The organism is Ferdinandcohnia sp. FSL W7-1320, from assembly GCF_038050315.1.
Taxonomy (GTDB): Bacteria; Bacillota; Bacilli; order Bacillales; family Bacillaceae_L; genus Ferdinandcohnia; species Ferdinandcohnia aciditolerans.
In genome coordinates, this window is record NZ_JBBPAM010000001.1 from 820,688 (window position 1) to 835,926 (window position 15,239).

Below are 15,239 nucleotides of genomic sequence, written 5' to 3' on the forward strand. Positions count from 1 at the left end.
CAACACCCCCACCCCCCTCAATAAGTACAATCAAGTAATTATAGAAAAACAATAAACACTGAATTAAAGAATCTTTAATTCAAGATATTATTACCCTAACAATTAATAATGTAACCGATATAAAGTCATAAGTAAAATGAATATTAATTATAAAACCTATGCATTTTATCTATGATTCAACACTTAGCCCGATACGCCTTCGGTTTGCAACATCTTCGAAAATTTGTACAAAATTCTACATATAGCTAAAATGAATAATAACGTTACCAGTCATGAACACTATCTATAAAGGAGTCGAACAATGGATACGAAGCAATTATATTATTTTATTGAAGTGGCAAAGCAAAAGAGCTTTACTCGTGCAGCTCAAGTCCTTTGCTTAACGCAACCGACCATTAGTAAAATGGTAAGAAATCTTGAAGATGAGTTGAAAGTGGAACTAATTGATCGGACAGCGAAGAGGATCGAGTTAACCGTTGCAGGAGAAATTGTATTTGAGGAAGGAAAAAAGATTTTAGAGAAGATAGATGATTTATCTTCGCTCTTAAATGACATGATGAATTTGAAAAAAGGAAAGCTGAAAATTGGGGTGCCTCCTCTTATTGGATATTTGTTCTTCCCAAAAATTATAAAAGGATTTCGAGATTTACATCCTGATATCTCGATCCAACTAGTTGAAAATGGTGCACTAAAAATAAAGGATTCGGTAAAAGAAGGGATACTTGATTTAGGTGTGGCCCCATTACCTGTAGAGGAAGATGAATTTGATGTGATTCCTATAGTAGTGGAGGAGATGATGTTATTTGTTCATTCTTCTCATCCTCTTGCTACTAGAGAAAAGGTGTCTATAATCGACATAAAGGATGAATCAGTTGTCCATTTTCAAGATGATTCCACTCTCTATCAGCAAGTTCTGCAGGAATGCTTAAAAGCCGGGTTCCGCCCCAATGTTACGTACCAAAGTACGTATTGGGACTTTATTACGGAGATGGTGAAGCAGAATCTGGGCGTTTCGATATTTCCTCAATCCCTTGCGAAAAGAGTAGACCAAAGTCTCATTAAAGCGATTCCGATTGAACCAACTATTATCTGGAAGATAGGAATTATATTAAAAAAAGACAAGTATGTTTCTTATGCAGCAAAGGAAATGGTTTCATATATTTGTTCGCGAGGGAGATAAGACATAGACGTGTATAATAGGTATTAAAAATTTGCAAATAGGGTGACAACAAATGGTAACAAAGGAATTGTGTAAGATAGTGATTGTTGATGATGAAGTCTTAATTAGACAGGGAATCAAACATTATGTGAATTGGGAGCAGGAAGGTTTTCAAATTGTGGGAGAAGCTTCGAATGGAAAGGAAGCACTTGAAATCATAGAACAAACACAGCCCCAGATCGTCATAACTGATATTGTCATGCCAATCATGGACGGAGAAGAATTGACCAGAATCGTTAAGTCAAAATATCCAGAGATTGAAATCATCGTATTAAGTAGTTTCGGAGAGTTTGATTATGTTCGGTCTAGCTTTCAAAGCGGAGTTGTTGATTATATACTAAAGCCCAAGCTGGATGCTAATTCACTATTAATCGTGCTAAATAAAGCAGTAAGCAGAATACCCTCTGCAGATACATCTGAGTCAAAACAACAGGATCACATATCGATCGATCATGTTATTGATAAGATCATGTCGGGGTATGAAACAGATTACGATACCGAACTGATAGCTAGGGTGTTTCCTTATGACAGTTTCTATCTATTAGGCGTTGTTTTTAGTGGGAACCTTCCAAGGGTTGAACGCAGCCAAATACAGGATCGTATCACCGGACAGTTTGCATCTTTTGTAGACCAAGGAATCTATCACCTGATTCCCTTTACTAAAGTTGAAACCGTCATTCTTCTGAATATAAATAAAGACCACACCCAAAGGGTCGTTGAGTTTGCATACATGGTGGCAGAAAGCCAAACGGATTCAGGCTTTGTTCTAAGTGATCCGTTCGTAAACTTCTCACAGATTGGACTCATTTATCGTGAGAAGGTTTCAAAATTAATGCAATATCGATTTTATTTTCCGGACATCCCTCTTTTACGGGAGCAAGATTTACAAAGAGACATTCCTAACATTGAACCTTTTAAGATAGACTGGTTCACAAACGAATGTAAGCAAGAACGTTTCCAAGATGCTTTCAGCTATTTGCAGGATTATGTAACTTCATTTTCTACAAGCTATACAACAGATGTATTTGAGTTTAAATCATTCTTTGAACATATCATCTTTCACATTACCGTTCTTCTAGGTAATTCGGAGTACGATTTCACGGAGATAGAGAATGCCAAGTATGAATATTTCAGATCAATTAATGAGGCTCAATCATCTACTGAAACAGTCGAAATTCTACTAACTTTTATTGAACAAGTAAACAAATGCCTACAATCGGAGAAGAATCAACCGATTAATTTGAATATGAAAAAAATCCTGCAATATATTGAAGAACATTATGCGGAACCACTAAGCCTTGCTGGTGTAGCCGAACATTTCCATTTTAATCCTTCGTATTTGTCCAGCTATTTTTCGACTCATAATAAAGAAGGATTTATTGAATATTTGAATAAAGTTCGAATTGAAAAAGCTTCACAGCTCCTGCTAAAGGATACAGCACCCATTTCAGAAATTAGTGGAATGGTTGGTTATTCGGATCATAGTTATTTCTGTAAAGTTTTTAAAAAGGTACACGGAATGTCACCTAGTAAATTTAGACGAAAAAAGAGATGAGATGTACATGAGAATTTTACGTAATGGATTTAAACATAATAGTCTGTTTTATAAAATGTTTCTTCTTACCATCGTTATCATTGTTACGGTTTCCTCATTGATATCATGGACCACTTTCCGAATGTCAGAGAAGTTTTTTGTCGAGCGGTTTAGTTTTAACAATAGCAAGGTGATGGACCAGATAAAGGAGAGCTTAGGTACTTTTCATTATTCGATTGTGATTGCTTCGAATAAACTTTTGCAAAACGGAACGGTTAAGAGTTTTCTCACAGGTAATCACTCAAATCGTATGTTGGGCAGCTATTATTATCAAGTAAATTCACAATTGGAAACGATAGAATCAAGTGTAGAAGCTTATAATGTAAGCATTTTGGTCCATGGTTTAAATGGTGTTAGTTATGCAACGGATCGACCTGCATGGGCCTTGTCGGATGAAAGATTGCAGGATCACTTCATTACTACGGCTACACTAAAACAGCCTAAAAAACTGCTTTATCATCTTGAACAACAAAAGGATGATCAATTCATTATTGCATCAAAGGCATTTATGGAACGTACGTCAAACTATATTTATGGTTCCATGTACTTTACGATTCTAGAAGAAGATTTTCGAAAGTTTTATAGTAGCTATACTAGTTTAGGAAATGACGTGCTAGTGATGGATCCGTCGGGGACCATTTTATCTAGTAATCGGGAGGAGTTCATTGGAAAAAAAGAAGTAGAACTCCTTAATTATGCCATCCAATTAGAGGATCAACAAAAGAATTATATGGATACAGATTTTAAGGGGAAAGATCATATTATTATGTCAGAATTTAGCCCTACCATGAATTTGTATCTGGTCAATTTAATTGATAAACAAACAGCATTTAAGGATATCATTGATAAAAAATCAATTGTCATGATCAGCGTACTATTTATGATCCTAGCGATTATCATTGTGTTTTTTGCCTCAAGAAGGTTGACAAATTCGTTGACAAAACTCGTAAAGCAAATTGAAAATACCCCAAAAAATGATTTTGATCACTATATACCGGTAACGGGTACGTATGAAACACGACAAATTGGTCAAGCCTTCAATTCAATGCTTGATGAGCTTCATGAGTATGTAGACCAGCTTGTGCTGAGCCAAAAACAGAAACGAAATGCAGAGTTAGCGGCACTCCAGCAACAAATCAATCCACATTTTTTATATAATACGTTAACTTCAATCAAGTTCATGGTGCAGCAAGGTGGAAAAGAAGAAGCAACCGAAACAGTCAATGCGCTAATCTCTCTTCTCCAAAATACCATTGGCAATATTAGTGAAACAATCACTGTGGACCAAGAAATAGATAATTTAAAAAGCTATGTCTTTATTAATCAGAAACGATATGGTGAGCGAATTCGAGTAAATTATTTTATCGGACCGGAGAGCAATGATGTCCAAATTCCGAAACTCATTTTACAACCATTTATTGAAAATTCCTTTTTCCATGGCTTCAATAAAAAGAGTGGTGGGACCATTAATGTTCTCGTTTGGAAAGAAGAGGATACCCTCATATGTGAGATCCTAGATAATGGTGACGGTATGGAAGTGTCTACCGATAATATACTTCCGGATACGAAGCGCAAACAACATATGTTCAGTGGGATCGGTGTTCGGAATGTTAACGAACGCATCCGGCTATTATATGGAGAAGACTATGGTGTGACGATCTCAAGTAATCTCGGAGAAGGGACAAAGGTTCGTATCACACTTCCAATACAAAAGAGCTAAAAAAATTCACAAAACCTAAAGATAATCTAAGTCAGCAAATGGAAGCGTAACCAACATACAAAAATATCACAAATTTACAAAAATATCGTCCTAACTCTTACGCGCTACGTGATGATAACATTGAAAATGTAAGGAGGACAACGCTTACATTAACTGACATTCTTAAGGGGGATTCAAACATGAAGAAAGTAATTGCACTATTAATGGTTAGCATGCTTTTGTTGGCTGCGTGTTCTTCGGGGTCTTCGAATAGTACTGAACCAGAGGGAAACTCAGATTCAAATGAGGTTACTGTTTGGGCATGGGATCCAAACTTTAACATTAAAGCAATTGAATTAGCAAAAGAAGCGTATTCAGCTGAAAATCCAGACGTTAACATCAAGATTATTGAAAATGCACAGGATGACATTGTGCAAAAGCTGAATACGAGCTTAAGTTCTGGGACAACGAAAGGATTGCCAAATATCGTATTAATTGAGGATTATCGTGCACAAAGTTTTTTACAAGCTTATCCAGACATGTTCCATCCACTCACTGGAACTTATAAAACAGAAGATTTTGTTCCATATAAAGTTGAAGCAACGAGTGTAAATGACGAAAACTACGGTCTTCCATTTGACTCAGGAGTAACTGGATTATACGTGAGAACAGATTACTTAGCAGAAGCGGGTTATACGGTTGAAGACTTACAAAACATCGATTGGAAAGAATACATTGAAATTGGTAAGAAAGTAAAAGAAGCAACAGGGAAGAGATTACTTACGCTTGACCCAAATGAGTTAGGAATTATTCATACCATGATTCAGTCAGCAGGTGAGTGGTACGTCAAGGAAGATGGGACTACGCCACATATAGCTGATAATAAGGCTCTTAAAAAGTCATTTGAGATTTATAAAGAACTTGTTGAGAACGACCTAATGAATTTTCACTCAGACTGGAATCAATTCTTGGCTACATTTAACGGTGGAGAAGTTGCGACAGTAACGACTGGAAACTGGATTACTCCTTCCATCAAAGCCGAAAGCTCTCAATCTGGTAAGTGGGCTGTAGTACCTCATCCAACTCTTCCAGGCATTGAATCTGTAAATGCATCTAACCTAGGTGGTGCATCGTGGTATGTTCTAAATGTTCCAGGTAAAGAGAACGCAGTTGATTTCCTTACAAAGACATTTGGCTCGAATGTAGATTTGTATCAAAAATTAGTAACTGAAATCGGGGTAATCGGTACTTATATCCCGGCTACAGAAGGAGAAGCCTATCAGATAACAGATGAATTCTTTGGTGGTCAATCTATTGTCTCCGATTTTTCGAAATGGGCTGAAGAAATTCCGCAAGTTAACTATGGGATGCACACATATGCGATTGAAAGTATTTTAATTGTGGCCATGCAAAATTATTTGAATGGACAAAACTTAGACACAGTACTAGAAGATGCACAACAACAAGCGGAAACACAAATCAAATAATAGATTCGAATTTAATAGTCCTCGGAACTCACCGGCTTCACCTGTACAGAATAATGGTGGGCTCTTCCGAGGCTATTCTTATATAGATTAGTAGGGAGTTGAGAGAAGTGATACAAGCAACTACGAAGCAGAACATAGAGACGAAACCAAGAAAATATAACAACAAACTCCGGTTTAAAAATGGGCTAATAGGCTGGTCGTTTATCACAATAGCAACGGCTATGATCTGTATATTTTACTTCTATCCAATGGTCCAAGCACTTATTCTTTCTTTTCAATCGGGTGCTGGCACAAATCTACAGTTTGTAGGTTTCGAAAATTACAAGCGGCTATTTACGGACCCGACGTTTATAACGGCAGTGAAAAATACAGTAATCTACCTGATCATCCAAGTACCTGTCATGATCATTCTGGCATTGTTTTTATCGGTGATGTTAAATAATAAAAATCTGAAGCTAAAAGGATTCTTTCGTACGGCCATCTTTTTACCTTGTATTACGTCACTTGTCGCGTATTCGGTCGTATTCAAATATTTATTTAGTACAGATGGCATTATTAATAAAATGCTGATCAATCTCTCGCTGATCGCAGAACCGATTCAATGGCTCACAGATCCTTTTTGGGCAAAGGTAACGATTATTATCGCCATCACATGGCGCTGGACAGGCTATAATATGATTTTTTATCTATCTGCTTTGCAAAATGTGGATAACTCAATATATGAAGCAGCAAAAATTGATGGTGCAAATGCTTTTCAACAATTCTTTAAAATCACAATTCCAATGCTAAAGCCGATTATTTTATTTACATCCATCACATCAACCATTGGTACGCTTCAATTATTTGATGAAGTAATGAACATAACAAAGGGTGGACCTGGTAATGCAACATTAACAATCTCTCAGTATATTTATGACCTCTCATTTAAATATACTCCTGATTTTGGCTATGCTGCGACTGTGTCATATGCAATCGTGATTATGATCATTTTCTTCTCGATCATTCAGTTCAAAGTAGCAGGTGATAAAAATGCATAAAATAAAACAGTCTTTCGTTTATATTATTCTATCTATTTTTACAGTCATCTCTATTTTTCCGTTTCTATGGATGATTGTTAGTGCGACAAATAAATCTGTTGATGTAACAAATGGGAGGTTATTGCCTGGAACACATTTGATGGAAAACTTCCAGAACCTATTAAATTCGGTCAACCTTGTTCCTGCGCTAATGAATTCAGCCATCATCTCAATCGCAACGACCGTTTTATCCCTTGTCATTGCATCACTAGCAGGATATGGCTTTGAAATCTACCGAAGTAAGGCAAAAGATGTAGTTTTTAATATCTTGCTTCTTTCGATGATGATTCCTTTTGCAGCGCTGATGATTCCGCTCTTCCGGATGTTTGGGACTATTTCTCAATATGCACCTGGGATTGGGATTGATACATTAACTGCTGCTATGTTGCCAAGTATTACAACAGCATTTCTGATCTTTTTCTTCAGACAGAATACAAAGATGTTTCCAAGAGCGCTCCTAGAGGCGGGACGAATCGATGGTTTAACAGAGCTTGGTGTATTCTTCCGGATCTATGTACCTACGATGAAAACAACCTATGCGGCAGCAGCTATCATTACGTTTATGGCAAGTTGGAACAATTATCTGTGGCCACTCGTTGTACTACAGTCACCTGAAAACCATACGATTCCATTGCTTATTTCGAATCTTGGTTCGAGCCATGCACCTGATTTCGGGATGATTATGACAACAATTGTGATTGCAACATTACCAACAGCACTCATCTTCTTCCTACTTCAAAAGCATTTCGTAGCAGGAATGATGGGATCGGTAAAATAACTGGGCTTCTTTCTAAAAGATTGTTGCTTTTAATGCAGGGTGATTGCCGCTAATGGCACTCGCTTTCCGCGGGCGATCGGCAAGCCTCCTCAACGAAATGTGGAGGCGGCTTGCAAAGAAACGAGTAAATTGGCCGACTAAAGCGCCACGTCCTGTGCGTCGGAGACTCCGTCAAAGAGGCGTATTTTGCCTCTGAAGGAGGAGTTGAAATTTCTCGAGTTTCTAGCGGCTGCAACTGGAGAAGTCGCTACCTCACTAAGTGGTCTTGCTTGGCTCTCAATTCCCGCTGGACGTTGAAATTGCTGCCTTGGAACTACACCGCACGAAGAAAATGCCAGCATTTGCGAGGATCTTGTGCCATATGCTCCAATCACTGAACGTAATACTCATCGTGATTAAATAATGGCTTTACCAATAGCAACAATGCTCGAGAAAACAGTCAATAACAAACACCATTTGGTAGATGAATAGAAAGGAAGAATATGATGATGGCGAATACTCAAATTCAAGAAACAAAACGAGTCCAAACTCCAAGTATCGATTGGCTAACGGATGTAAATGTGTTTGCAGTGAACCGAATACCTGCTCATTCTGACCATGTTTACTATGAAACAATGGAGGAAGCGAAAGATGCATCTGCAATGAAGATGCGTTACGACATGAACGGAAATTGGAAATTCCATTATTCAATCAACCCTGATTCAAGACCCGAACGCTTTTACGAAACGGACTTTGAGTGCTCGGCCTGGGGAGATATTACCGTTCCAGGCCACATTCAATTACAAGGTTATGGAACGCCGCAATATGTGAATACAATTTATCCGTGGGATGGACATCAAGATATACGCCCTCCAGAAATCCCAACGGATTTTAACCCTGTTGGCAGCTATGTGAAGTACTTTAAAGTACCAGAGAATATGGAAAACAAACCTGTGTATATTTCTTTTCAAGGTGTAGAATCCGCTTTCTACGTTTGGTTGAATGGGGAATTTGTTGGGTATAGCGAAGACAGTTTCACACCAGCTGAGTTTGAATTAACTCCTTTTATAAAAGAAGGTGAAAATAAACTGGCAGTTGAGGTGTTTCAACGTAGCACGGGAAGCTGGTTAGAGGATCAGGACTTTTGGAGATTTTCCGGTATTTTTAGGGATGTCTATCTATATACCGTACCTAAAATTCATGCACAGGATATCCACATTCATACCGAACTTGATTTATCTTTTAAAAAGGCAGAGCTAAAAGTAGGTTTTAAGCTTCTCCCAAATCTCCCAGTTGGCTCCGAAATTGTAGCTGAGCTTTGTGATAAAGAAGGAAACAGAGTAGTAAAAACAAGTAGTGCACTTACGGATGAAAAGGGTTCAGTAGAGATGGAAGTAGAAGCTCCAACGTTGTGGAGTGCGGAAAACCCGTATTTGTATAAACTTTATCTCCAAATCTATGACGCTTCAGGTGAGCTTATTGAGGTTACTCCACAAAAGGTTGGATTCCGTAAGTTTGAGATTGTGGATAAAATCATGCGACTCAATGGCGAAAGAATTGTGTTCAAGGGTGTCAATCGTCATGAATTTAACCATCGTAGTGGCCGTGCGATTACTAAGGAAGACATGCTTTGGGATATTAAAACAATGAAACAACACAATATCAATGCCGTTCGTACCTCCCATTATCCAAATCAAAGCTATTGGTATGAGTTATGTGATGAATACGGAATCTATGTGATTGATGAAATGAATTTGGAAACACATGGATCCTGGCAGAAGATGGGGCAGGTTGAACCATCTTGGAATATTCCTGGAAACAAGCCAGAATGGAATGATATTGTCTTAGATCGAGCCGTTTCAATGCTAGAGAGAGACAAAAACCACCCGTCCGTCTTGATTTGGTCATGTGGGAACGAGTCCTATGCAGGAGAAGTTATTTTAAATGTTACACATTACTTTAAATCTGTTGACCCAAGTCGACTTGTCCACTATGAGGGTGTGTTCCATAATCGTGACTACAATGACACAAGCGATATGGAAAGCCGGATGTACGCAAAGCCTGCAGATATTGAGGAATATTTAACTGACAATCCTGAAAAGCCTTATATAAGCTGTGAGTATATGCATGCGATGGGTAATTCCCTCGGGGGCATGGACAAATACACGGCTCTTGAAAATAAATATGAGATGTACCAAGGTGGATTTATTTGGGATTATATTGACCAATCCTTGGTGAAAAAGGACCGCTATGGTCAGGATTTTCTTGCAACTGGAGGAGATTTCGGTGATCGCCCTACTGATTACGGATTCTGTACGAATGGCATTGTCTATGCCAATCGCGAGCTATCACCAAAGATGCAAGAAGTAAAATATCTCTATCAAAATATAAAACTTATTGTGGATAAAACAAGCGTAACGATTATAAATGAAAATCTTTTTGAAGATACATCAAAATATGAACTAGAATACGTTTTATTCTTAGATGGAAAGGAATTGTATCGTAATCAGAAACAAACAGTGGTGATTCCTGCACAAAGTGAGGGCCGAATTGAATTTAGTTGGCCATCTGAATTACTTGATGAAGCAGGGGAGTATGTCATCCATACATCTTTTAAACTGAAAGAAGAAGAGATTTGGGCAGATGCTGGTTATGAGATTGCTTTTGACCAATATGTGTTTGAAGAGAAAAAACAGATTGCTAACACTCCTAACGGGAATCTACGAGTGGCATACGGAACACAGAATGTTGGTATACATGGTACTGATTTTACAATCATGTTCTGTCGCAAGGCGGGTAGTCTGATTTCAATGAAATATGGAGGTAGAGAGATGATTGAGGCACCACTACTTCCACTATTCTGGAGAGCAACAACCGACAATGACAGAGGATATTCTCAAGGGTTTACATCAGGATGCTGGTATGCAGCTAGTCTAGCTCGTAAATCGATTGGCTGGGATGTAGAGGAAAAAGAGGACCGTATCGAGGTTACTTTTACCTATAATTTCTCGGTCCATTCGGAAATTGAAGTGAAAAATACGTTTACTGTATTTGCAGATGGAAGTGTTCGTGTAAAATCAAACTATCATGGCGCTGACAACCTTCCGCAAATGCCAATCTTTGCACTCTCATTTAAGGTTTCTGCTGATTATGACCAATTAGAGTGGTACGCGATGGGGCCAGAAGAAAATTATTCAGACCGCTCAACTGGCGCAAGGCTCGGGGTATTTAAAAATACAGTTGCAGACAACTTGTCTGGATATGTAAAACCGCAAGAGTCTGGCAATCGCACGGGAGTACGTTGGGTAAACCTAACCAACCGTGAAGGAAAAGGAATTAAAATTGCATCTACTTCCCGTCCAGTAGAATGTAATTTCTCACCTTACACGGCGTTTGAACTAGAAAATGCTGCCCATCATTATGAACTGCCAAATGTTCATTACACAGTTGTAACGGTAGCATGCAAACAAATGGGCGTTGGAGGAGATGACAGCTGGGGAGCACCTGTTTACCCAGAATACCTGCTAAATCCAAACGAAGACATGGAATTTGAATTTACGATTAGTCCGATCTAGAGGTGCCTGTTTTATGGGCCCAAAAAATAAATGAGCCGATTTCCCATATGTGGGGAATCGGCTTTTTACTATTGATGAGATTAATTGTTTTGTAAGCATGAAGACCATTTGAATCGAAAAACTCATTCGAAAAGTTCTTCATAAGCTCGATGAAGACCATTTGGAGTGAAAAATTCGTTTGAAAAGTCCTTCATAAGCCCGATGAAGACCATTTGGAGCAAAAACCTCATTCGAAAAGTTCTTCATAAGCCCGATGAAGATCATTTGGAGTGAAAAATTCGTTTGAAAAGACCTTCATAAGCCCGATGAAGACCATTTAGGGTGAAAAACTCGTTCGAAAAGTTCTTCATAAGCCCGATGAAAATCATTTGGAGCGAAAATCCCATATGAAAAGTCCTTCATAATACAGCAAAACTCAATTCTCCACGCCCTAGGAGCAGAAGCATGTCCACACATCTAATGCAAGAACCTGCCTTCGTATCCATACCCCCAAATGGGACAAGGGACCTGTCCCTGTGACCCGTTTTTTTTACTAAAACTAACTAATCCGATAAGCTCACTTTACTAATGAAAAAGTCTTTTTCTCTCTGTTTACTAAACTAGCAAAAAAACTGTTAAACCTTACCAACACTATAAGTGATACATATCTAACGGAAAATAGTTTTTAGTAAAATTATTAATAAAACCGTTTACATTTAGTAAAATTCAAAATATAATGAAGGTGTCAAATAAAAAGGAGGGCAATTATGAAACTAGTAAAATTCAAATCTATTTTCTTTTTATTCATTGCAACAATATTGCTTTTAGCAGGTTGTAGCTCATCTTCTGGGGAAAGCAGTGGTGACACGACGGAAGATGGAAAGGTGAAACTTCGATTTGCTACATGGGATGTTGGGGATGATGTGGGCTTACAGCAAGATATGATCGACAAATTCAATGAAACTCACGAAAATATTGAAGTTGTTTTAGAGGCTTACGGAAGTGAGTATGATACAAAGATTACAGCTGGAATGGGTGCGAAGGATGCTCCGGATATTATGTATATGTGGAACTACCCACAATACAAGGATGCATTAGAGCCGCTTGATTCTTACATTGAAAAAGAAGGCGCTGAATACAAAGACAATTTCTATGAAACTCTTTGGAACTATAACTCAGCGGATGACCAAATCCTAGGATTACCAGTTGGATACACAACACATGTTGTTTATTACAACAAAGCACTATTTGACGAAGCAGGTGTTGAATATCCGCAAGCAGACTGGACTTGGAAAGATCTTGAAGAAACGGCTAAGAAAGTAACAAACAAAGAATCAAAGGTAACTGGATTTGCTTTCTCTGGAAAGCCTGACCCTTATGATTTCGAAATGTTCCTATGGGGTAACAACGCAGCTTATGTTGATGAAGAAGGAAACTTAAAAGGAAATCTTGACTCAAAAGAATCAGTTGAAGTGTTTGACATGTTCCAAAATATGTTGAAGGAAGGCTATGCCATCTCAACTGAGGGTTCTGGAGCTACAGAAATGAAATCTGGTAAAGTTGCCATGTTTGTCTATGGTGCATGGGGGCTTCACCCGTTAACTGAGGCTGGAATTGACTATGGTGTTGTTGAATTACCTAAGTTTGAAAAAGGACAAAGTGTTAGTATCTTAAGTTCTTCAGGGATTTCTATCTCTAAGAATTCTAAGCACAAAGAAGAAGCGTTTGAGTTCATTAAATTCTGGACTGGTGAGGAAGCTAACAAAGCTAGAATCGATTTCGAACTACCAGTTCTAAAATCTGTAGTTGAAAGCGAAAAGCTTGAGCAAGACGAAATTAAGAGTGTGTTCTATTCAATGCTTGAAAAGAGTGAAGGTTACACTCCTGCTTCATTCATCGTGGAGGACTGGAGCCAGGTATCTGACAATTTAAACTATGTGTTCGAATCGATCTTTAACCCAAGCACAATGGTAGATCCTGAAAAAGCATTAAAGGACGCTGCTCAGTAAAAAACTTAACGTGGTAAAGCGCTTTTACAGTGCTTTACCCTATTTTCTAATCTGAATAAGGGGTCATCTTATGTCAAATAAAACAAAGAAAGCGAATAGCTATCAGCTAGTAAGTAGGAAAGTACCCTATTTATTTATCTCACCTTGGATAATTGGATTTTTGGTGTTCACCCTTGGTCCATTAGCTTTCTCATTAATCATGAGCTTTTTTGATTGGCCAATTACAAGTGCACCAAGCTTTGTGGGAATCGACAACTATAAAACGATGTTCACGGACGATCCACAATTCTATAAATCTTTAGTCATTACATTTAAATTTGCCGCGATTTTTGTGCCATTGAACTTAGTTATTGCCCTAACCTTAGCACTCCTCATTACTCAACCATTAAAAGGAATGAAAATTTTCCGCACCATTTTCTATTTACCTGCGGTTGTATCTGGAGTTGCGATTTCAATTATTTGGGGCTGGATATTCAACTCTGAATATGGAATTTTAAACTACTTGCTTTCATTAATAGGCATTGAAGGCCCAAAATGGCTAGTCGATCCGAAATGGGCTATCTTGACAATCGTCATCGCCAGTGCCTGGGGTGTCGGAACAATGATGCTTATTTTTTATACAGACATTAAAGGAATCCCGCCAGAATTATATGAAGCAGCAGCAATTGATGGTGCGGGTCCGTTTCGTCAGTTTTTCAGTATCACGATCCCAAGTATCACACCAACTATTTTATTCAATGTGATTACATCGGTAATCGCTGCACTACAACAATTGGCGCTAGTCTTACTTTTAACTGGTGGAGGTCCGTTAAAATCAACATATTTCTATGGACTATACGTGTATAACAACGCCTTCAAACACCATGAACTAGGATATGCAAGTGCAAACGCATGGTTTATGTTCATCGTCATCTTAATCTTAACGATGTTAATCTTTAAATCATCATCTACATGGGTATTTTACGAAAATGAAGTGAAAAAAGAAGGGAAGAAGAAAAAATGAAGATGTCAAAGAAATATAAAATCATAATGTACAGCCTTCTTGCGTTATTTTCACTTTACTTCTTATTACCATTTGTGTGGGTAATCCTTTCTGCGTTAAAAACAGAGGCAGAAGTGTTTAGCTTCCCGCCAAAGATTTTCCCGGAAGTACCACAGTGGGGAAACTTTATTGATGCATGGAACAGTCAACCGTTTGGAACCTATTTAAAAAACTCAGTCATCGTCACTGTAATGACTACGCTAGGTCAATTAATTTCTTGCTCTCTAGTAGCCTACGGATTTGCAAGATACGACTTCAAATATAAGAATGGACTTTTCATCTTGTTGCTAGCGACGATGATGATTCCATGGGATGTAACGATGATTCCGTTATACATGGAATTCAATTTATTTGGGTGGATTAACACCTTAAAACCATTAATTGTCCCAGCGTTTTTTGGATCAGCGTATTACATCTTTTTATTAAGACAATTCCTAATGAACATACCGAAGGATCTTGAAAATGCAGCGAGAATTGATGGTGCAAACGAATTCCAGATTTTCTTTAAAATATTCTTACCGATTATGAAAGCACCACTTATCCTAATCGCCGTATTAAATATTTTATTAGTATGGAACGACTACTTAGGTCCATTAATTTACCTTCAGGATCAATCAAAATATACATTAGCACTAGGGCTTGCGGCATTTAAAGGAATTCATGACCTTCAAATTCTACCAATTATGTCTATCACGTTAGTCATGATTATTCCACCAGTTCTCGTGTTCCTATTTGCCCAAAAGTATATTGTCGAGGGAATCAGCGGATCAATTAAGTAAGATCAACATAGAGTTATGCGGAG

Annotated in this window: 10 protein-coding genes; all 10 read left to right on the forward strand. The window is 38.0% G+C overall.

Features of this window, described 5'->3' with window-relative positions:
- Positions 1–301 precede the first annotated feature (301 nt).
- The 10 genes from NST91_RS03975 to NST91_RS04020 all read left to right on the forward strand — a co-directional run bounded on the left by NST91_RS03975 (position 302) and on the right by NST91_RS04020 (position 15,216).
- Positions 302–1,180, forward strand: a complete 879-nt coding sequence (locus NST91_RS03975; RefSeq protein ID WP_341330112.1) for a LysR family transcriptional regulator — start codon at positions 302–304, stop codon at positions 1,178–1,180.
- Positions 1,181–1,232: 52 nt separating this feature from the next.
- Positions 1,233–2,774 carry a response regulator gene (locus NST91_RS03980; protein WP_341330113.1) on the forward strand — a complete coding sequence of 514 codons (1,542 nt, stop codon included), beginning with the start codon at positions 1,233–1,235 and terminating at the stop codon, positions 2,772–2,774.
- 7 nt (positions 2,775–2,781) lie between these two features.
- Positions 2,782–4,533 carry a sensor histidine kinase gene (locus NST91_RS03985; protein ID WP_341330114.1) on the forward strand — a complete coding sequence of 584 codons (1,752 nt, stop codon included), beginning with the start codon at positions 2,782–2,784 and terminating at the stop codon, positions 4,531–4,533.
- Between the two features lie 179 nt (positions 4,534–4,712).
- Entirely contained in the window at positions 4,713–5,999 is a 1,287-nt protein-coding gene (locus NST91_RS03990; RefSeq protein WP_341330115.1) for an ABC transporter substrate-binding protein, read from the forward strand.
- 110 nt (positions 6,000–6,109) lie between these two features.
- Positions 6,110–7,036, forward strand: coding sequence for a carbohydrate ABC transporter permease (locus NST91_RS03995; protein ID WP_445724505.1), 927 nt, complete (start codon positions 6,110–6,112; stop codon positions 7,034–7,036).
- Positions 7,029–7,853, forward strand: a complete 825-nt coding sequence (locus NST91_RS04000; protein ID WP_341330116.1) for a carbohydrate ABC transporter permease — start codon at positions 7,029–7,031, stop codon at positions 7,851–7,853. The genes NST91_RS03995 and NST91_RS04000 overlap by 8 nt, the downstream gene beginning before the upstream one ends.
- 488 nt (positions 7,854–8,341) lie before the next feature.
- Entirely contained in the window at positions 8,342–11,407 is a 3,066-nt protein-coding gene (lacZ, locus tag NST91_RS04005) for a beta-galactosidase, LacZ type (protein WP_503421001.1), read from the forward strand.
- A 746-nt stretch (positions 11,408–12,153) separates the two neighbouring features.
- A complete protein-coding gene (locus NST91_RS04010; RefSeq protein WP_341330118.1) occupies positions 12,154–13,395 on the forward strand; it encodes an ABC transporter substrate-binding protein in 1,242 nt (413 codons plus the stop codon).
- 70 nt (positions 13,396–13,465) lie between these two features.
- Positions 13,466–14,398 carry an ABC transporter permease subunit gene (locus tag NST91_RS04015; protein WP_121449067.1) on the forward strand — a complete coding sequence of 311 codons (933 nt, stop codon included), beginning with the start codon at positions 13,466–13,468 and terminating at the stop codon, positions 14,396–14,398.
- A complete protein-coding gene (locus NST91_RS04020) occupies positions 14,395–15,216 on the forward strand; it encodes a carbohydrate ABC transporter permease (RefSeq protein ID WP_341330119.1) in 822 nt (273 codons plus the stop codon). The genes NST91_RS04015 and NST91_RS04020 overlap by 4 nt, the downstream gene beginning before the upstream one ends.
- Positions 15,217–15,239: the final 23 nt, after the last annotated feature.

Coding starts and splice junctions, on each gene's coding strand:
- NST91_RS04020 (WP_341330119.1), top strand. CDS start 14,395: ATGAAGATGTCAAAGAAATATAAAATCATAATGTACAGCCTTCTTGCG.
- NST91_RS03985 (WP_341330114.1), top strand. CDS start 2,782: ATGAGAATTTTACGTAATGGATTTAAACATAATAGTCTGTTTTATAAA.
- NST91_RS04000 (WP_341330116.1), top strand. CDS start 7,029: ATGCATAAAATAAAACAGTCTTTCGTTTATATTATTCTATCTATTTTT.
- NST91_RS04015 (WP_121449067.1), top strand. CDS start 13,466: ATGTCAAATAAAACAAAGAAAGCGAATAGCTATCAGCTAGTAAGTAGG.
- lacZ (WP_503421001.1), top strand. CDS start 8,342: ATGGCGAATACTCAAATTCAAGAAACAAAACGAGTCCAAACTCCAAGT.
- NST91_RS04010 (WP_341330118.1), top strand. CDS start 12,154: ATGAAACTAGTAAAATTCAAATCTATTTTCTTTTTATTCATTGCAACA.
- NST91_RS03990 (WP_341330115.1), top strand. CDS start 4,713: ATGAAGAAAGTAATTGCACTATTAATGGTTAGCATGCTTTTGTTGGCT.
- NST91_RS03975 (WP_341330112.1), top strand. CDS start 302: ATGGATACGAAGCAATTATATTATTTTATTGAAGTGGCAAAGCAAAAG.
- NST91_RS03980 (WP_341330113.1), top strand. CDS start 1,233: ATGGTAACAAAGGAATTGTGTAAGATAGTGATTGTTGATGATGAAGTC.